We start from the raw sequence: 20028 nt of genomic DNA on the forward strand, positions 1-20028 counted from the left end.
TTAAAATATTCGGATGAAAGCTCCACAGGCAAAAAAAATAGAAAAAATACTGGAAATACACGGCGACAGAAGAACAGACCACTACTTCTGGCTTAACGAAAGGGAAAACCCTGAAGTCATTAAATACCTTGAAGAGGAAAATGCTTACGAAGAGCTGATGATGAAAGACACAGAAGCTTTTCAGGAAGAACTTTTCGAAGAAATGAAAGCCCGGTACAAGAAAGACGACGAGTCTCTCCCTTATTTCTTTAACGGCTACTGGTATATTGTACGCTACGAAGAAGGAAAAGAGTATCCTATCTTTTGCAGAAAGCACAAAAGCCTTGACAACGAGGAAGAAATTATTGTTGATGTCAATATATTAGCAGAAGGTGAAACTTATTTTGAAGTAGGAAGTGTAGCTGTTTCTCCCAATAATAAGCTGGTTTCTTTTTCATCAGACAATGTAAGCCGCAGGATTTATACCATCAATTTCAAAAATCTCATCACCGGAGAAATTTTCTCGGATCAGATTCTTAATACGACCGGAAAAGCGGTATGGGCGAATGACAACGAACATGTTTTCTACATCAGAAAAGATGAAAGTCTGCGTGCTTTTCAGGTGTACAGACACAAATTGGGTACAGATTCTTCAGAAGACATTTTGATCTTCCATGAAGAGGATGATACTTTTGATGTGAATGTTTTCAAAACAAAGTCGATGGAATATATTTTCATTGCAAGCTCAAGCACAATTTCTGATGAACACCGGTTCATTCCTTCAGACAATGTTTTTGCAGAATGGAAGATTATCCAGCCAAGAATAGACGATCTTGAATATTCGGTAGAACATTATGAAGATGAATTTTACATCATTACGAATGCAGACGACGCTATCAATTTCAAGATTGTAAAAACCAAAATCAATAACTGCGGAATGGAAAACTGGGTGGACGTTATTCCACACCGTGCTGAAGTTTTGCTGGAAGGTTTTGAAATTTTCAGAGATTATCTGGTGCTGGAGGAGAGAGAAGAAGGATTATTACAGATCAAAATTATTGACGAGAAAACTAAAGAATCTTATTATCTTCCTTTTTCTGATCCCACCTATACTGCTTACATCGGGATCAATATGGAATTTGACACTGAAGTCCTCCGTTATGGTTATACTTCACTGACTCAACCAAGTTCAACGTATGAATACAATCTAAAAGAGAAAACCACTCACCTTCTGAAGCAACAGGAAGTTCTTGGCGGAAAATTTATTCCTGAAAATTATATTTCAGAAAGAATCTGGGCAGAATCCAGAGATGGAGAAACAAGAATTCCTATTTCACTGGTTTATCATAAAGACACCCAAAAATCTGCAGATACCCCATTGCTTTTATATGGATATGGAAGCTACGGACATACGGTAGATGCGAGTTTTTCCAATGTCAGACTTTCTATCTTAGACAGAGGATTTATTTACGCTATCGCTCATATTCGTGGAGGAGAATATCTGGGAAGAGAATGGTATGAAGATGGTAAAATGCTCTTCAAAAAAAATACGTTCTTCGATTTCATCGATGCAGGAAAGCATTTGATTCAGGAAAACTATACTTCATCTCAACATATGTATGCCATGGGAGGAAGCGCCGGCGGACTCTTGGTAGGAGCAGTTGTCAATTATGAACCTAAACTTTTTAACGGAATCGTTGCACAGGTTCCCTTTGTAGATGTAGTCACCACAATGCTCGATGAAACTATTCCCTTGACAACAGGAGAATATGATGAGTGGGGAAATCCAAATGACAAAGAATATTATCAGTACATGAAGGAATATTCGCCTTACGATAATATTGAAGCGAAAGAGTATCCACATATGCTGATCACAACTGGACTCCACGATTCACAGGTACAGTATTGGGAACCGGCAAAATGGACGGCAAAATTGAGAGAACTTAAAACAGACGACAATCTCTTATTATTCAAGACCGACATGAGCTCAGGCCACGGTGGAGCGAGCGGAAGATTTGAATCACTGAAGGAAGACGCACTGGAATATGCATTTCTCTTAAAGATTGACAAAAAATAACTTTAATTTTTTCTTCAACTTTAAAAACAAAATTATGTTATTACTAGCATTCCTCGCCATAGCCATTGTTTATTACCTCATACAAAAGGATAAAATCCGAAAGGCAGAAAAGCGAGACATTTTTAAAGAAAAACAAGAAAAAAACTACAACAGCTTCTTGAAAAAGCAAGAGAAGAAGATGCAAAAAAAGCTGAAGAAAATAAATGACGAATACTATGAACGAATCTGAATATTGGCAAAAGATAGAACAATTTTTTACAGACAATTTTGATACTGAAAAAAATCCTCCGATTGAAACCCTTTTGTTTCTGATCGGACTGCAGGAACTTGGAAGCGGCCAGCAAAAATACACCAAAGAAGACAAGGTAAATTTGATCCATATTGCGGTATGCAGATTATTGGAACCATTCGGGTATTATAAGTTTACCCATTATGAAGACGGGTGGCCGCAGTATGACACATTGGAGGCTCTTCCGGAACTAAGACCCAATGAACAGTCTCTTCTAATGAAAAAAGCGATTATACAGTATTTTCAGGAAGAAGAACTGATTTGATACACACAACATAAGATTCAATAAAGACGGGCCTTTGCCCGTCTTTTATTCTACAACGAAAAGGGAATAATGACAGTCTTTTAAAATTTCCGACTATTTGAGAATATCCTCCAGCTGGGTCAGCCCCATCTTAAATCCTTCCTCAAAACCCATTTCCAGCTGTTGTTTCATGGCTTCCGGTGAAGGAAAATGAATATTGATCGTTACTTTTGTTCCTTCTTCTATCCCTGTAAACCCAAACAACCATTTCGATTGTGCAAAATTTTCATTGATGTTTCCTTTTTCATCACAGAAGGCATCAGTTCCGTCAAAGCTTCTGTGCTCAGTAATTTCACCGTATTTTACCTGTCCATACATTCTTTCACCTTCCGGTCCTACCATCGCGTAATGCCAGATTCCGTCCTCTTTGAAATTCTGTTGGACCGTTTCGCATTTCCACGGTTTTGGAGCCCACCACTGATCCAATAATTCGGATTGGGTAAAATAATCCCATACTTTTGAAGCTTCAGCTTCATAAATTTTCATGACATAGACACTGTTCAAATCAAAATCTTTGTTAAAAACGATTGTAGATTCCATAGCAGTTATTTTTAACAAAGCTAGCTATTTTATCAGTTCACAGGACTTTCCATAGGACAAGTAATTTATAATTCATAAATAAATGTTAAAAAACTCCCTTTTAAGAGAAATTAAACAATTTTTTGGCTCGTTTTTTGTTTATCAAGTCTTAAAATAATTAATTTTAACATTCATTTTTTTAATACCTATAAAATCAAGTAATGAATAACAAATTCATCCCAATAATTTCAGTGTTTATGACGATCTCACTGATTGTCTTTGTTACGCTCCAATTTTATTGGCTGAAAGGTTATTATGGAGCTCTCGAGCAGGAATTTTCGAATAAAGTATATTCTGCTTTAGAAAACACAGCTAAAAATATTGAAGAAATTGAGGCAGATAAATACCTGAATCAAAATTATAAAAACCTGAGAAGCAGCATTCTTGCCAATAAAGACCAGCCTTCTTTAACAACGATTCAGCAGGTAGAAGATTCCGGTACCCAACGCCAGATCATCTATTCCAAAAATATTATATCAAAAACACAGCTTCCCATCTCTCCAAAAGGAGACTCTATCAAACTGACTACTTTATATACTGATAACGCAGCTTACAAGGTAAAAAAAGACACAACAAACCGCGAACTCCTTACCACAGAGATCAACAACGATATTGAAAATGGTGATTATGCTGTAAAAGAATTTGTAAAAGTACTCAGCACCAATCTTCCGATTGCTAAAAGAGTAGATGCCAATATTCTTGATTCCGTCATCGCAAGAGAGCTGAAAATAAAAGGAATTACAGCGAAATTCGGATATGGAGTTATTGATAAAAATAATAAACTCACAGGAGTCGTCAATAAAGCATACAAAGAGAAAAAAGATAACAATACCTATAGCTACCCTCTTTTTACAGATGTTAAAAACCGGACTTTGTACAGTCTGGCTTTGGTGTTTCCTAAAAAAGAATATTCGCTTGCTATGAACAACTGGCCAATGCTTTTAGGAACCTTCCTCTCATTATTGACTATTCTTGGAATTTATATTATTTCCATTAATTATATGATGAGGCAGAAAAAACTGGCGGAGGTAAAGACAGATTTCATCAATAATATGTCTCATGAGTTTAAAACGCCACTGGCCACCATTTCTGTTGCGACAGATTCTTTAGCCAATGATAAAATTGCTACCAATCCTGAAAAAGTAAAATACTACTCGGAACTGATCAAGCAGGAAAATTTAAGGATGAAAAAGCAGGTGGAAAATGTACTGAATATGTCCAAGCTTGAAAGAAATGAGGTAGAGCTATTCTTAAAGGAAACTAACGTACGTGAACTGATCAAAAGAACAACAGAATCTTTTAATCTGATTGTAAAACAGAGAAACGGGTCGCTTACGCAGGAATTCAATGCAACGAATTATACATTCAAAATAGATGAATTCCATATCTCAAATATGCTGGTGAATTTATTGGATAACGCCAACAAATATTCGCCTGATGCACCTGAGATCCATGTGAAGACAAGAAATGAAGGAAACTGGTATGTCATCGAAATTTCGGACAAGGGAATGGGAATGGAAACAGAAAACAAGACCAAAATATTTGAAAAATTCTTTAGGGAGGAAACCGGAAACATCCACAATGTAAAAGGACAGGGACTGGGACTTTCTTACGTAAAGAAAATTGCAGAACTGCACAAAGGACAGATCATCGTAGATTCCCACAAAGACAAGGGAAGTACATTTACGATCAAACTGCCGATGAGCTAAATGATAAGGGATAAGAGATCAATGATGATCAGATTATAGCAAAGAATCATTCATCGTTTATCATTGATCAATGATAAAATATAAAACCAATAACAAAATATAGAAGATAGAGTGAGAACGTTCATTCTTAATTTTTAATCATTAATTTTAATTATTAAAATCATGAGCAACAGAATATTATTAGTAGAAGACGATCAGAGTTTCGGGGCGGTGCTGAAGGATTATTTGACAATCAATAACTTTGAAGTAAACCTTGCTACAGATGGAGAACAGGGTTTGAAAGAATTTACAGAAAATGAATTTGATATCTGTATTTTCGATGTAATGATGCCCAAAAAAGATGGGTTTTCATTAGCTGAAGACGTAAAAAAAATCGATAAAAATACCCCTATCATATTCCTTACCGCAAGAAATATGAGGGAAGATATCCTTAAAGGATACCAACTGGGAGCAGACGACTATATTACAAAGCCATTTGATACGGAACTTCTTTTGTATAAGATCAAAGCCATCCTGCAGAGAAGTTCTACTTTAGAAAATGAAGAGCAGGAGCAGTTCAAGATCAGTAATATTTTCTTCGACTCTATGCTGAGACAATTAAAAGTAGGTGATAAAGAATATAAACTTTCTCCAAAAGAAAATGAATTATTAAAACTTCTTTGCATCCACAGAAATGATTTCATGCCGAGAGATCTTGCTTTAAGAAAGATATGGAAGAAAGAAAATTACTTTACAGCAAGAAGTATGGACGTGTATATCGCGAAACTTCGTAAGCTTTTAAAAGATGACGAAGGATTGGAAATTATCAACGTTCACGGAGAAGGATTTAGACTTTTAGTTAAAAATTAGTTCTAAAACTATAGTATAAATATAAAATTAGCAAAACAATTAAAAATGTTTTGCTAATTTTGTTTCATACCGATTGGATATGAAAAATACATTCTTAGGCGTTATCGCCATTTCCTTATTAGCCGTTTCATGCAATAAAGACGAAAGAGCTACTTATTTAAAAGAAGAAGCAGGGGTTCAGCAGCCTAATGTGGCAGTTAACTCAGCTCCGAAAGCTTCTCTAATGGAACAGGCAGGCATTCAATCCAAGCCTAACCTTACCGCTGTAGCAGCGCCAGCAGGAGCAATGAATCCTCCCCACGGGCAGCCAGGCCACAGATGCGACATTCCGGTAGGACAGCCTTTGAATGGAAGTCCGGCACCAGGACAGGCAGCTCCGCAAAATGTTGCAGTCAATGCCAACAATGCCATTAAAATAGATCCTAACTCCATGTCGCCTGGAAAAGTGGTGATCGATAACAATGGAAAGCAAGTAAAAACAGCTCCCGGTATGAATCCTCCACATGGACAACCTGGTCACAGATGTGATATTCCCGTAGGTCAGCCTTTAAACAGCAAACCTGCACCTGCACCGGTTCCCTCCGCTACCCCTGCACCACAACCTGTTCAAAGTGCACAAAACGTTCCCGGTCCGGTAACAGGACCAGCTCCAACGGGTCCAAAACCCAAACTGAATCCGGCACACGGAGAACCTTGGCACAACTGTGCTTTAAAAGTTGGTGATCCTTTGTCATAATTTTTGTATTTTTGCAGAGATGAAGCTGTTTCACATTCTTGCAGTTATTTTTTGTCTAGGAGTTTTTTTAGTTCCTAAAGGCAGCTTCTACTCTCAATCTATGCAGGATACATGCTGCAACAAAGCCAAGACTGAAAAAAGCGACTGCTGTAAAAATCACACTTCAAAAGACAGCAAACATGACAAAACAAAGTCTTCATGCACTGATGACTGCTGTTCAACATGTGTTGCATGCTATACTTATATAGAAACTCCTTTTTCTAAAAATTTACATTTTGAACTGTCTTACTACAAAGCGAGTAAGAATCCTCAGTTCCAATATACACCGCCTCATTTATCAGACCGTTTAAAAGAAATCTGGCAACCGCCTAAATTAGGTTAATTCCAACATTGATCGTCCGTTAAGTATGTTAATGGACCGTTTTTAATTAATCTAAACTTTTAAACAAATGAAATTATATATTTCCAAGTTCATTCTTGGTCTAATGATCCTGTCTGTACAATTGATATCAGCTCAAAATCTTTCAAAAAGCCAGTTTCAAGTTAAAGGAAACTGTGATATGTGTAAATCCAGAATAGAAACTGCAGCTAAGAAAGCAGGTGCTAAAACTGCCGTGTATTCTACCGACCTTCAGACTTTAACGCTGGAAACCGACCACAAAGTTTCTACAGATGACATCTTACAAAAAGTAGCTGATGCCGGGCACGACAACGAAAAATTCAAATCTTCTGAGGCTGCTTATAACGGCCTTCCGGGATGTTGTCATTATGAAAGAGACCTTCAATCTGCTCCTGCTGAAGCTCATCAGCATCAAGCTAAAAAAGAAAATGAGTTTTACGTAAAAGGCAATTGTGCCTCATGCAAAGCCAGAATCGAAAAAGCAGCCAGAGCAGCCGGCGCAGATTCAGCAGAATGGAGTGCAGAAAAGCAAACGGTAATCTTAAAGTTTGACGCTTCAAAAACCTCATCAGATAAGGTATTGAAAGCTATTGCCGATGCCGGTCATGACAATGAACAATATAAAACGTCTGATTCAGTATACAAAAATCTTCCGGGATGTTGTCTGTATGACAGGGATATTCCTTTCGGGGAAGCCAATCCAAATGTTCATTTCGAGGAGGGAACAATAGCAGTAGACCATAAAGATCACCAGGCATCTGCCTCTCCCGAAAGCCACGAATCTTCCGAAAAAAAGATTGAAGGAGTATTGATTACAGGCTCAAAAGCAGCGACAGCATTAAGCAAAAAGGAAGCAGGCCTTGTTTTTAATATTGATAAGAAGGAATTATTAAAAGCCGCTTGCTGTAACCTTTCGGAAAGTTTTGAAACCAATGCAACAGTAGACGTTTCTTTCAGCAATGCAGTTACAGGAACCAAACAACTGAAAATGCTCGGTCTGGATCAAAAATACACCAGTTTAACCAAGGAACTTCTTCCTGAAATCAGAGGTCTCGCTTCAGCGTATGGATTAAATTTCATCCCCGGAAGATGGATCGAAAGTATTCAGCTGACGAAAGGCGGAAGTACGGTAACGAATGGCTATGAAAGTATCACAGGGCAGATCAATACTGAACTTTTGAAAAATGCTAAAGAACCTGAAACTTCATTAAACATTTTCGCTGATTTCAATGGAAGAGCGGAAGCCAATATTACCAGCGTCTCTTCTATCAATGAGAAATGGTCTCAGACCTTTCTACTCCATGGAAACGGAACTTTTGGAGATACGGATATGAATGATGATACTTTTCTGGACAGACCGAAAGGAACACAAATCAATGCAGCTTATCTCCTTAATTATAATGATCTGGAAAAATCCGGATTCGGTTCTCATTTCGGCATCAATTTTCTAAGAGATGAAAGAACAGCCGGCCAGATCGGTTTTGACAAAAATTTAGGTCAGGACAAACAGGGCGCTTATGGTGTAGGAATTGATATTTCAAGATTCCAGGTTTGGAATAAAACGGGATATGTTTTTAAAGGAAAACCTTACCAGAGTTTAGGATGGATGAACCAATATGTGTATCATCAGCAGGACAGCTTCTTTGGACTGAGAAATTATTCTGGGAAACAGCATACGTATTATTCCAATTTAATCTTTGAAAGCATCATCGGGAATACGAATCATAAGTATAAGGCCGGAGCGAGCTTTTTGTATGATGGCTACGAGGAAACGTATTTAAAGGACGACATGAAGAGAAATGAAATCGTTCCGGGAATTTTTGCAGAATATACGTTGACGGGATTAAAATATACTTTGGTAGCGGGAGCCAGAGCCGATTTCCATAACCTTGCAGGAACCCAGTTCACTCCGAGAGTTAATTTTAAGTATGATTTTACGCCTCAGACGATTGTAAGACTTTCTGCAGGCAGAGGATTCAGAACGGCTAATGTTTTTGCAGAAAACCAACAGTATTTCGCTTCGAACAGAAGTATACAGATCCTGCAAAACGGGGGAAATATCTACGGATTAAAACCTGAAATCGCATGGAACTATGGGGTCAGCTTACAACAGGAATTCAAACTTTTCGGAAGAAAATCTTCAATTGTCGCTGATTTTTTCAGAACAGATTTCCAGGATCAGGTTCTTGTTGATCTTGACCGATCTCCACAGCAGCTTACTTTTTATAATTTAGAAGGAAAATCTTTTGCAAACTCTTTTCAGACGCAGTGGGATTTTACCCCTTTTAAGAATTTTGATGTGAGATTGGCTTATAAATATTATGATGTTCAGGCTGATTATTTTGACGGCAGAAGAGAAATTCCTTTCATGGCCAAGCACAGAGGCTTTGTGAATCTGGCTTATGCAACCAATAAAAATGATAAAGGAGGATTCTGGAGTTTTGACACAACGATAAATTGGGTCGGAAAGCAAAGACTTCCTGATACCTCAGGCAACCCCGCTGAATTTCAGTTGCCTGTATATTCTGATTCTTATGCGGTGCTGAATGCACAGATCTCAAGAAATTTCAATAAAAAGCTCAGAGCATATGTAGGCGGTGAAAATCTTACGTCTTATTATCAGAAAAATGCCATTGTTGATTTCAGGAATCCTTTCGGAAATTATTTTGATGGCGGGATGGTGTATGCACCTATTATGAAGGCTAATTTCTATGTGGGGCTTGACGTAACTTTTTAAATAATATTCTACATAAAACAAAAACAGCATCAAATCGATGCTGTTTTTACTTTTTATATCAGGGATGATTATCTTCCGAAATCGTCCTGTACTCTTACAATATCATCTTCGTCCGAAGGGTTGGAAGCATCGGTGTGCTGCCAGATTTCAGCTACTACACCCCACCCGTCAAGTCCAATCAGCCTGTGTCTTTCGCCCTGCTGAAGTTTGATCTGGTCTGTTGGATGGTATTCTTTCAATTCTCCTTCTTCATCCGTATTGCTTGTTTTGATCCCAACAATTCCTTCCACTACCTGCCAGATTTCTGCTCTGCGGTGATGGTATTGCCAGCTTAAACGGGCATCCGGGGCAACCACAAGGATCTTAGGACTCAGCTTTCCGCCTATTTTTAGACTTTCTACATCAATTCCGTCAAAATATTGATTGGCAAAATCCTGAGCTTGATTTTCATCGATCACGAAAAAGCCACCCCAAGGTCTTGTCTCATCTTTTGCCGCAATAGTAAAACCCTGATTTTCCAGCATTTTTGCTACCTTATCGAATATTTCTGTTTTCTCTGCACTCATAATTTATTCGTGTTCTAAAATTATTTTCAAATATAAAGTTTGTTAATGACTATTCCTTGGACATCGAATACGGAAAATCTTTTTCCTGCGAGCCTCTTTCTTTGTTTGGCTTATTGTCCATCTGGAATTCCAACACGGCTCCATTCATCAATTCTTTGTGGCTAAGCCAGTTTTTTGAATAAGACCGAAGGTTTACGTTTAATGATTTAACATATAAATTATCAGCACTGTTAGCCGGTGCTTTTATTTCAATATTCTTCCCGTTTTCAAGATGAATGACTGCTTCTTTGAAAAGCGGTGCTCCCAAAACATATTGGTCTGTGGCTGATGTCACCGGATAAAAGCCTAAAGCCGAGAATACATACCAGGCGGAAGTTTGCCCGTTATCTTCATCCCCGCAATAACCGTCCGGAGTTGCATAATACAGCTTATCCATTACGTGTCTTGTCCAATATTGCGTTTTGTAAGGTGCTCCTGCATAATTATACAAATAGATCATATGCTGAATAGGCTGGTTTCCGTGGGCATACTGTCCCATATTCATGATCTGCATTTCTCTTATCTCGTGGATCACACTTCCATAATAGCTGTCGTCAAAAACCGGAGGAAGTGCGAACACCTCATCCAGTTTGGCTTCGAATTTCTTTTTGCCACCCATTAATTTAGACAAACCATCGATATCCTGGAAAACAGACCAGGTATAATGCCAGCTGTTCCCTTCTGTAAAGGCATCGCCCCATTTAAAAGGATTGAATGGCGACTGAAATTTTCCGTCTTTGTTTTTACCCCGCATCAGACCTGTTTCCGGATCGAATACATTTTTATAATTGCTGGCTCTTTTTTTATAAATATCAATTTCCGAAGCTGGTTTTCCCAATGCTTTTCCTAACTGATAAATGGCGAAATCGTCGTACGCATATTCCAGGGTTCTGGCGGTATTCTCATTGATTTTAACATCGTAAGGAACGTAGCCCAAAGTGTTGTAATATTCTACTCCTCTACGTCCAACCGCATCAATCGGGCCTTCATTATTGGCTCCATGTTTCACGGCTTGCCAAAGCGTTTCCACATCATATCCGCGAAGCCCTTTGATATAAGCATCGGCTACTACTGAAGCGGAATTATTCCCGATCATAATATCAGAATACCCCGGACTGCTCCACTCCGGCAAAAATCCTCCCTCCTTGAATGAATTGGCCAAACCTTCCTGCATTTCTACATTGATGCTTGGATAGACAAGATTCAGGAAAGGATATAAAGCTCTGAAAGTATCCCAGAAACCTGTTCCTGCAAACATTTTTCCATCCAGAATTTTCCCGTTGTAAGGACTCCAGTGTTTTACTTTGTTATCAGCATCGATTTCGTATAATTTCTGAGGGAAAAACAATGTCCTGTACAGAGAGGAATAAAAGGTTCTCATCTGCTGATCGGTTCCTCCTTTTACTTCAATTCTTCCCAGTGTTTTATTCCAGATATTTTTAGCATCTGTTTTTACCTGTTCAAAATTCCTGCCTCCAATTTCTCTTTTCAGATTGAGCTCTGCCTGTTCGAAACTGATGAATGAAGAAGCTGTTCTTGCATAAACGCTTTCTTTATTTCTTAGTTTAAATCCAACAATTGCCCCGGCGTGATCGCTTGTGATTTCTAACTGATTCTTCACAAAAACGCTGTCTTTCCAGGTCGTTGTTAAATCAAAATCTTTATCAAACTGGATGACAAAATAATTCTTGAAGTTATTGTACTTCCCTCTGGAATACTTTGTGGTGTAGCCCAGAATTTTTCGTTCTTTGGGTAGAATTTTAATATACGATCCTTTGTTTAAAGCATCAATCACCACGTAAGCACTATCTGTTTTAGGAAAATCGAATTTGAAGAATGCTGCTCTTTCCGTTGGAGTAAGCTCTGTCGTCACATTGATATCAGCCAGATAAACGCTGTAGCTGTAAGGTTTTGCATTTTCGGCTTTATGGCTGAACCAGCTTGCCCGTTCTTCCTCCTTAAATTTTAGTTTCCCGACGCCCGGCATGATGGCGAAGGCTCCGTAGTCATTCATCCATGGAGATGGCTGATGGGTCTGTTTAAAACCTTTGATCTTGTCTGCATCGTAGGTATAAGCCCATCCGTCACCCATTTTTCCGGTTTGTGGGGTCCACAGGTTCATTCCCCATGGAAGTCCTATGGCAGGATAGGTATTTCCGTTGGACAGCGATGGCTTGGATTGGGTTCCCATTAAAGGATTAACATAATCCGCAGGCGATATTCCCTGGCCCAGCGCAAAGATATTGAGTACAATAAAAAAAGTTGAAAATAAAGACTTCATGATATCATTTTGTTAATTTATCTGTTGCTTTTCTTCAAAGCATAACCTGCAGCACCGAGAATGGCCGCATCTTCAAAAATAGCGGAAATTTTAATAGGAAGATTGATTTTATACTCTTCCAGATGCTTATTTAACCTATTTTTAAAGTAAGGATATACTTTTGCAATATTTCCTCCTATAACCAAAACTTCAGGCTCATAGTTTCTGACATATTTTACGATAAAATCTGCAAAAGAATCTGCATAGTCCTCAAAGATTTTAGTTTGTATTTCTTCAGACCGGTCTAAAAGATCTTTTGTTCCGGATATTTCCCTACCGGTTAAAGCTTTATAATGATTTACGAACCAACGAGTGGCAAGATAATCTTCACAGATGGAATCTTTAAAAGGCGAATCCCACAAATCCTCATCCGATGCTACTTCTCCATTATAAAAAGCGGTTCCCAAACCAGTTCCCAGCGTAACTCCAAAAATCCTTTTGTAATCCCGGACACAGCCACCAAAAACTTCTCCTTCCAGAAAAGCTCCGGCATCATTCACGAAATGAATCTGATCTTTGTAAATTGAAAGTCTTTCAGCCAATTCGTTTTTAATATTGACCTGATAGATATCGATAAATTTCCCCTGCTGCATCAGCGAGATCCCGTTTTCATAATCAAAAGGACCGGGCATCGCTATACCGATGAGAAGATCACTTTTAACCAAATCATGGGTTACTTTTTCAATGGCAGAGATCCAGGCAGAAAAAATAGTTTCCTTTGGACCGAAAGAATCCACATGTTCTCTTACATATGTAGCACTGATGATTTCGCGCTTGTCCGGATCTACCTGCGCCATGGTAATATGCGAACCGCCAATGTCTATTCCTACTATATTTTGCATTATACTATGATATTTTTTTTCTTCAGATATTAGATTTCAGATGTCAGATATCAGACTGTTGTGCTAAGATCTAAAACGATATTATTAAATAATCTGAGTAGTTATTAACCATGTCAAGGTTTTGAACCTTGACATGGTTAATATAATTCCCGCCCGTCTTTTTCAGTCTTATCATCTCAACTTTCTTACTTCTATCTAATGTCTGACACCTTTGCTCTTTATTCTTTATTCTTTATTCTTATCCCGAATATTACTTATCAATACTCTTTTTACTATTAAAACAGACAGACAAGAAAGCCGGCAGGCTTTCTGTCTGCCTAAAAATCCTCTAATTTATTTTTACTTTTTATACGCCTAATGAGGATTAAGTTTTTATTCCACAATCACCTTTCCGGAAGATTTAATCTTACTGTCTTTTGAATGGATTGTATAGATATAGGTTCCTGCAGATAAATTCTGAGTATTGATTACCATATCATTTTTATCAATTTTTCGGCTCACCATTAATTTTCCTGTCATATCATATAAGGTTATTTCATTGGCAGAACTGTCTTTAATGGTAAAATGAATATTATTTCCTTTTTTAACAGGATTTGGATAGGCATAGCTGATATTGTTTTTTTCAGAAGTAACCTCTTGTGCAGATAATGCCGCAGCACAAGCTACGTCAGTTCTCCAGTTGGTATTGGACATTCCGATGAGGGTAGCAAAGTGCGTATTGGGTGTAGTATCCAGTGCACCGTTTCCACTGCCTTCATTCATTTTCCAGTTGGCTTCAAGGCCTGCTGCATTGGCTGAAACATTACAGTTGTTGGCTAGAATTTCCGCCACTGTCAACGCTCTTTTCCATACTCTGAATTCGTCTAAGAATCCATTAAGGGTCCGTGCATTTTCATAATTTCTGGCCAGATAAAGAATACCGTTGGCCGTAAAATTACCCGTCACCGGAACACTTGCATCCAGCACACCATTAACATAAATTTTCATGGCTGCACCGTCATAGGTTGCTGCGATATGATACCACGTATTGGTACTGAATGTTGTCACCGTATTCAGCTTTATCTGAGCAGAGCCAAAGCTTAATATGAATTGTAGTTTATTATTGGCCAGATTTCCGTCGCCAAATCTTAGCATTGCAGAATTACTGTCACCTACTTCAATACCCATTACAGAAGAGATATAAGGAAAATTGGGTTTGAATGCATTTACTTTCACCCATCCCTCGAATGTCACAGCATTTCCACTAAGGTTAAACTGTCCTGCATTCAGATAATGGGTGCTTCCGTTGAACGAAAGTGATCTGGCACCAGGACTCTGTACAGGAGCAAACCCACTGTTGAACGTTGATTCACCGGAATATACGCTGGTCGTTGTTCCACCACATACAGTCTGTACTTTCCATACATAGTTTGTATTTTCTGTTAAAGCCGGAAGGGTATATGAATTGGTAGTGATATTCGGAACATCAGTCCAGCTTGCTGCTGCGGATGTTTTATACTGTAAATTATAAGCAGCAGCAGTTCCTACGGCATCCCAGGATAATTTAGTCGTAGTTCCCAGATAGCTTTCAGACTTCATCCCTGACGGTGTTCCGCATGTGCTTCCTGAATTAAAACGGGGAGCAAACAGATAAGTACTTTTTATGGTTGCTGAACAGTTTGACTGAATTCTCCAGTCATATTCTGTATTCAGAGACAGACCATTGATGATGATATTATTTCCCGACAAATTGGTCGCTGCATTGACCCATGTCGTTGAATTGGCTGGTTTATAATCGACATTATAAGTTTGGGAGGCATTCCCTGTCCAGTTTAGTTTCGCTGACGTTCCGGTAGTATTCGTCACTTCAAGACCTAAAGGAGGATCGCAGGCATCTCCCTGAGTCCATGAATAAAGAGGTCCTGTAAGCAATGTATTTTCGTTGTACAGAATATTTGATCCGGTACTTAAGTAATTTGCATTATTTGCTCCATTAAGATCATACCACATAAATACGCCATACCCATCATTTTTTGTATTGCTGGCCAATGTGGTAAGTGTGGAGGCAGGTGTATTGCTGATCCATGTTGCAGCGGCAGAAAGTTTTGTATTGTTAAGCGGTGGTACTACGGGCGCATCATAAGTTCCATAATAGGCATTCCAGCTGTAGTTGATATAATTTCCGGCCATATCTCCGTTGTAACTCTGTCTGGTTGTCGCTGGACCAATATAGTAAAAGGTGATCAGTTTATCCGGCATCGCTAACTTGAGCTCCTGCAAGAGCATGACAAAAGAACTGTTGTTCGGCTGCCCTGTTCCGTTATTTCCATAGCCTGCATATTCATCATCCAGATCTACTCCGTCTAAACCGTAAGTATAGACTGTGTGAGCAATCTGTTGTGCAAAATCACGGGCCGCTTCACGATTCGGGAAATTAGAAATTCCGGCTCCCTGATGGTTTCCCAAAAGATCAAGTAGCACTTTTATTCCTTTTTGCTGTAGAGGTCTTACATAAGTGTTGACGTCATTCAACACTTTGGTGACATTGTTATTATTGGAAATATATGCTCTGTTTTTAGAAACATCATAGTTGATGTTGGCTGCAAAAATAATGGCCACATCAAAAAGCTGTCTGTTGGTATTCTGCAGTGTATAAGATCCTGCATTCAGCATATTGTTGTTATTGACTTCTACGTAGCATATTCCCACGGGATTAAGCTGTTGCGCATGAAGCACAGATGCCGTTTGAATGACCAGGGCAGTCAGGGCAGTTAGAATAGATTTTTTTTTCATATAATTTTAATTTTGATGGCTGATAGAATCATCGGGCCGAAGCCCAATGACTTTTTTTTATTTTATAATTAATTTTTCTGTCTGTTTCAAACTGCCGTCCTGAGATTCGAACCGGATGATATAATTTCCTATCGAAAGCTTCGAGAGATCATACGAATAATTTCCGGCCTGTAATGTTTTCGTTTCAACAACACTTCCATTAAAATTATAAACCGATAATTTTCCTCTGTTGTATTCTTCAGGAACAGACAACGTAAGTGGTGACGATGCACTGACAGGATTTGGATACAATCTGATCTGTTTTTTAGCTGATGTCAGCACTGAACCTTTTATTTTTTGATTTTCAGCACTTGCCGAAGCCTTCTGAGTTCCTGTCGAACATGGAATATCTGTTACCCAATTGGAAACATCTACGCCTGTTAGTGTCAATGTAACTCCGTTTCCTGAGCTATCCTGAACCGTTGAACCACTGCCTTCATTAAACTTCCAGTAGGCAGCAAGAGAAGTTGCAGGAAGTGTTACATTACACATTTTCTGACTGATTTCTGTCTGACTTAATGCTCTCCTCCAAACTCTGACCTCATCTATTTTACCATTGAAATTTCTGGATGTATTGTATAAATAGCCTACATTAAATGATCCATTGGAAGCAATATTTCCGGTTTGGGATTTGGTAGCATCAAGAACGCCATTGATATAAATCTTCATAGCAGAACCATCATACGTTGCAGCAACGTGATACCAGGTGTTGGCATTTAGTGCTGTAACTGAAGCCAGCTTTTGCTGAATATTATTGATGCTTACTACAAACTGAAGTTTGTTATTGGCAAGATTGGCATCTCCCAATCGTAAGAATGCAGAATTACTGTCACTCACTTCCGTTCCCATAAGAGAGGAAATGTAAGGAGATCCTGACTTGAAAGATGAAGGTTTGATCCATCCTTCAAAAGATAATGCGGAACCGTTTAAATTCATATTTCCTGCCGAACCGGATTCACTGGTGCCATCCAATAAAAGAGAGGTTGATGCTGAAGGAGTTGTTGCGCCTGCACTTTTGAATCTCGGAGCGAAAATATAAGTACTTTTCACGCTGCAGTTCGTTCTGATTCTCCAGTCATACTCTGAATTGGCTGTCAATCCGGATATGGTAACAGAAGTAGCAGAAATCGATGTTGCCGCGCTTGTCCATGTGGTAGCTGAAGCTAGTTTGTAATCTACATCATAAGTATTGGTTCCTACCGCTGACCAGTTCAGTTTTGCACTTGTTCCGGTAAGGTTGCTGGTAAATAATCCGATTGGGGCATCACAATTGGCTCCAGCCGTCCATGACTGCAAAGGAGTGCTTAAAACCGTCTGCTGTCCGTATAAAGTTTGTGTTCCGGCAGAAAGCTGCGCGGTTTCATTGGATCCGTGAAGGTCATACCAAAGAAAAAGTCCGTAGCCGCCGGTTTTGGTTTGGCTGGCTAAACTTGTTGTTGTAGAATTGGAAGTATTTCCCATCCAGACTGCTGCTGGGGAAATCTGTGCTTTTGTAAGAGGGGGAACATTGGGTGCGGAAAAAGTTCCGTACATGGCGTTCCAGCTGTAATTGATATAGTCTCCCACTCTTAATCCGTTCCAGGAAAGCTTTGACGCTGCCGGACCGTAATAATAAAATGAAATGATTTTATCCGGAAGTAAAGCTCTCAGTTCCTGAACAAGCATCACAAAAGAGCTGTCATTGGGCTGGCCTGTTCCGTTTTGTCCGTAATCAGAATATTCATCATCAAAATCGATCCCGTCCAACCCGTAGGTATTTACCGTATGAGCAAGTTGTAAGGCAAAGTCTTTAGCTGCCTCACGGGTTGGAAAATTACAAAACCCGGCTCCCTGATGATTTCCCAGAATGGTTAAAACCACCTTCATCCCTTTATTCTGAAGCGGTTTTATATAGGTATCAGCATTGGTGAGCACTTTGGTTACGTTATTGTTATTGCTCAGATAGGCTCTTCCACGACCTGTATCGTAATTGATATTGGCCGCAAAAATATTGACAACATTAAATAAATAATTCCCTGAGGTCTGCAATTTGTATGATCCGGCATTCAGGATATTGTTATTATTCACCTCCACATAGCATATTCCCGTAGGGTTAAGCTGCTGTGCATTCAACACAGGTATTGCATGAATGATCAGTAAGATCAATGTAGTAATGGCTTTTTTCATAATGTTTTTTTTTAAGTTATTTTGATGTATTGATATCTATTCACTCTCTCTCAAAAAGAAGAAAATGATCAGCTACGGACTGAGAATTTCACAAGGCTCTCCCTCAATGAATTTCTGGTAAAACACTGCAACTAAAAAACGGGAATAAAGGGCATGCTGCCACCTTCTGCAAATATCGAATCTAAGTCAGTAAATCCTGATTCTCGTTAAAGGTTTTCCACAACAACTCTCCGAATAATGTATTGGCCCACGCAAACCATTCTCTGGTGAATTTTTTGTCATTGTCTTTATGGAAGGACTCATGCATAAAGCCTGTTCCTCCATGGGTTTTCTGTAAAGTATCTATACACCATTTGATTTCCTTTCTGTCTTTCGTAGTAAGGGCTTTCATAATGATGCTCATGGGCCAGATCATATCAAGACCGATGTGTGGTCCACCGATTCCTTCTGCCAGTTTTCCTTTAAAAAAGAAAGGATTGTCTTCTGACCAAACGTAATTTCTTGTATTTATGTAAACCGGATCATCAGCTTTTACGGCACCCAGATAAGGAAGGCCTAAAAGGCTTGGACAATTGGCATCATCCATTAAATTATAACTGCCGAATCCATTGGTTTCGAAAGCATAAATCTTTCCATATTGAGGGTGATTGTAGATTCCGTATTTCTTGATGGCCGCGTCTACCTCATCAGCCAGACTGTTCAGCTGCTGAGCCAGCGCTTTTTCATTTTTGATCTGCGAAACCATTTCTGCTGCCTGACGTAAGCTCACGACTGCAAATAAATTGGAAGGGATAAGAAAGGCATAAATGGTAGCATCATCACTCGGACGGAACATAGAGTTGATGAGTCCTACAGGTTTTGTCGGATAACCATAACCTCCCATCGGAATTCCATCTGTAGCCCAGGCTGTCGTTCGTTCGAATTGATAGGGGCCTAAACCTGTTTTTCTCTGTTGCTCTATAAAAGTCTGTAAAGTCAGTTTAATTCCCTTTAACCAATTGTTATCAAAAGGTTTTGTATCTCCGGTAGTCTTCCAGAAATGATAAGCGAGGCGGATAGGATAGCACAATGAATCGATCTCCCATTTTCTCTCATGGATCCCTGGTTTCATGTCCGTATGGTCATATTCTTTCCACTTGCTTATTTTATTGTTATCATTATAAAATGCATTGGCGTAAGGATCTTTCAGAATAAATTCTGTCTGTTTGTGAATCACTCCGGAGATCAGTTTGTGAAGTTTTTCATCCTTCTTTGAGAACTGCAGGTAAGGGAAAACCTGTGCAGAACTGTCGCGAAGCCACATCGCATCAATATCTCCTGTAATAACGTAGGTATCGGGTTTTCCATCCGTTTCTTTGTAAAAAACGGTGGTGTCTAAAGTGTTGGGAAAACAGTTTTCAAAAAGCCAGGATAATTCTTTATTCTTCACTTTCTTTTTAAAGGCTGCAATGGCAGTATCTACTGCTTCACTGGTGAAATGTCTTTTATCTTTCGGAACACGGACCACCGGAAAATCTTCTATACTCAATGTTTTAGCAAAAACATTTTGAGTAAATAATAATCCTGCTCCTGCTATTGCACTTGTCTTTATAAACTTTCTCCTTTCCATTATACTTTATATTTCG

The 20028-nt window shown here is 38.9% G+C and carries 14 protein-coding genes; 7 read left to right on the forward strand and 7 right to left on the reverse strand.

Going from position 1 to position 20028, the window contains the following annotated elements; translation table 11 throughout:
• The first annotated feature begins 13 nt into the window (after positions 1–13).
• From EG346_RS04925 to EG346_RS04935, 3 genes are read left to right on the forward strand one after another with little or no spacing between them, the layout of a single operon-like run.
• The gene (locus tag EG346_RS04925) at positions 14–2056 is read left to right on the forward strand and encodes a S9 family peptidase (protein ID WP_073330566.1); all 2043 of its coding nucleotides are present in this window, start codon (positions 14–16) and stop codon (positions 2054–2056) included.
• A gap of 34 nt (positions 2057–2090) precedes the next feature.
• A complete protein-coding gene (locus tag EG346_RS04930) occupies positions 2091–2285 on the forward strand; it encodes a hypothetical protein (protein ID WP_123877168.1) in 195 nt (64 codons plus the stop codon).
• Positions 2272–2610, forward strand: a complete 339-nt coding sequence (locus tag EG346_RS04935; protein WP_073330573.1) for a hypothetical protein — start codon at positions 2272–2274, stop codon at positions 2608–2610. The genes EG346_RS04930 and EG346_RS04935 overlap by 14 nt, the downstream gene beginning before the upstream one ends.
• A gap of 93 nt (positions 2611–2703) precedes the next feature.
• Here EG346_RS04935 and EG346_RS04940 read toward each other — a convergent pair whose 3' ends face one another.
• Positions 2704–3189 (reverse strand): SRPBCC family protein, encoded by a 486-nt coding sequence (locus EG346_RS04940; RefSeq protein WP_123877169.1) that lies wholly within the window; start codon positions 3187–3189, stop codon positions 2704–2706.
• A 200-nt stretch (positions 3190–3389) separates the two neighbouring features.
• Here EG346_RS04940 and EG346_RS04945 point away from each other — a divergent pair, with 200 nt between their 5' ends.
• The 4 genes from EG346_RS04945 to EG346_RS04965 all read left to right on the forward strand — a co-directional run bounded on the left by EG346_RS04945 (position 3390) and on the right by EG346_RS04965 (position 9659).
• Positions 3390–4937: a sensor histidine kinase gene (locus EG346_RS04945; RefSeq protein WP_073330577.1), complete on the forward strand. Its 1548-nt coding sequence runs from the start codon at positions 3390–3392 to the stop codon at positions 4935–4937.
• A 162-nt stretch (positions 4938–5099) separates the two neighbouring features.
• Positions 5100–5786, forward strand: a complete 687-nt coding sequence (locus EG346_RS04950) for a response regulator transcription factor (RefSeq protein WP_034700772.1) — start codon at positions 5100–5102, stop codon at positions 5784–5786.
• A gap of 79 nt (positions 5787–5865) precedes the next feature.
• The gene (locus EG346_RS04955; RefSeq protein WP_123877170.1) at positions 5866–6522 is read left to right on the forward strand and encodes a hypothetical protein; all 657 of its coding nucleotides are present in this window, start codon (positions 5866–5868) and stop codon (positions 6520–6522) included.
• A 449-nt stretch (positions 6523–6971) separates the two neighbouring features.
• Positions 6972–9659: a TonB-dependent receptor domain-containing protein gene (locus EG346_RS04965; RefSeq protein ID WP_123877172.1), complete on the forward strand. Its 2688-nt coding sequence runs from the start codon at positions 6972–6974 to the stop codon at positions 9657–9659.
• 68 nt (positions 9660–9727) lie between these two features.
• Here EG346_RS04965 and EG346_RS04970 read toward each other — a convergent pair whose 3' ends face one another.
• The 6 genes from EG346_RS04970 to EG346_RS04995 form a co-directional block, all read right to left on the reverse strand.
• Entirely contained in the window at positions 9728–10225 is a 498-nt protein-coding gene (locus EG346_RS04970) for a cupin domain-containing protein (RefSeq protein ID WP_123877173.1), read from the reverse strand.
• Positions 10226–10274: 49 nt separating this feature from the next.
• Positions 10275–12545 (reverse strand): GH92 family glycosyl hydrolase, encoded by a 2271-nt coding sequence (locus EG346_RS04975; RefSeq protein WP_123877174.1) that lies wholly within the window; start codon positions 12543–12545, stop codon positions 10275–10277.
• A 17-nt stretch (positions 12546–12562) separates the two neighbouring features.
• Positions 12563–13426, reverse strand: a complete 864-nt coding sequence (locus EG346_RS04980) for an ROK family protein (protein WP_123877175.1) — start codon at positions 13424–13426, stop codon at positions 12563–12565.
• Positions 13427–13798: 372 nt separating this feature from the next.
• Complete coding sequence (locus tag EG346_RS04985; RefSeq protein WP_123877176.1) at positions 13799–16198, reverse strand: endo-beta-N-acetylglucosaminidase H; 2400 nt, start codon at positions 16196–16198, stop codon at positions 13799–13801.
• Positions 16199–16255: 57 nt separating this feature from the next.
• The gene (locus tag EG346_RS04990) at positions 16256–18403 is read right to left on the reverse strand and encodes an endo-beta-N-acetylglucosaminidase H (RefSeq protein ID WP_123877177.1); all 2148 of its coding nucleotides are present in this window, start codon (positions 18401–18403) and stop codon (positions 16256–16258) included.
• A gap of 181 nt (positions 18404–18584) precedes the next feature.
• The gene (locus tag EG346_RS04995; RefSeq protein ID WP_123877178.1) at positions 18585–20012 is read right to left on the reverse strand and encodes a glycoside hydrolase family 125 protein; all 1428 of its coding nucleotides are present in this window, start codon (positions 20010–20012) and stop codon (positions 18585–18587) included.
• Positions 20013–20028 lie beyond the last annotated feature (16 nt).

Source organism: Chryseobacterium carnipullorum (assembly GCF_003815695.1).
GTDB classification, from domain to species: Bacteria; Bacteroidota; Bacteroidia; order Flavobacteriales; family Weeksellaceae; genus Chryseobacterium; species Chryseobacterium carnipullorum.

Coding starts and splice junctions, on each gene's coding strand:
- EG346_RS04925 (WP_073330566.1), top strand. CDS start 14: ATGAAAGCTCCACAGGCAAAAAAAATAGAAAAAATACTGGAAATACAC.
- EG346_RS04930 (WP_123877168.1), top strand. CDS start 2,091: ATGTTATTACTAGCATTCCTCGCCATAGCCATTGTTTATTACCTCATA.
- EG346_RS04935 (WP_073330573.1), top strand. CDS start 2,272: ATGAACGAATCTGAATATTGGCAAAAGATAGAACAATTTTTTACAGAC.
- EG346_RS04940 (WP_123877169.1), bottom strand. CDS start 3,189: ATGGAATCTACAATCGTTTTTAACAAAGATTTTGATTTGAACAGTGTC.
- EG346_RS04945 (WP_073330577.1), top strand. CDS start 3,390: ATGAATAACAAATTCATCCCAATAATTTCAGTGTTTATGACGATCTCA.
- EG346_RS04950 (WP_034700772.1), top strand. CDS start 5,100: ATGAGCAACAGAATATTATTAGTAGAAGACGATCAGAGTTTCGGGGCG.
- EG346_RS04955 (WP_123877170.1), top strand. CDS start 5,866: ATGAAAAATACATTCTTAGGCGTTATCGCCATTTCCTTATTAGCCGTT.
- EG346_RS04965 (WP_123877172.1), top strand. CDS start 6,972: ATGAAATTATATATTTCCAAGTTCATTCTTGGTCTAATGATCCTGTCT.
- EG346_RS04970 (WP_123877173.1), bottom strand. CDS start 10,225: ATGAGTGCAGAGAAAACAGAAATATTCGATAAGGTAGCAAAAATGCTG.
- EG346_RS04975 (WP_123877174.1), bottom strand. CDS start 12,545: ATGAAGTCTTTATTTTCAACTTTTTTTATTGTACTCAATATCTTTGCG.
- EG346_RS04980 (WP_123877175.1), bottom strand. CDS start 13,426: ATGCAAAATATAGTAGGAATAGACATTGGCGGTTCGCATATTACCATG.
- EG346_RS04985 (WP_123877176.1), bottom strand. CDS start 16,198: ATGAAAAAAAAATCTATTCTAACTGCCCTGACTGCCCTGGTCATTCAA.
- EG346_RS04990 (WP_123877177.1), bottom strand. CDS start 18,403: ATGAAAAAAGCCATTACTACATTGATCTTACTGATCATTCATGCAATA.
- EG346_RS04995 (WP_123877178.1), bottom strand. CDS start 20,012: ATGGAAAGGAGAAAGTTTATAAAGACAAGTGCAATAGCAGGAGCAGGA.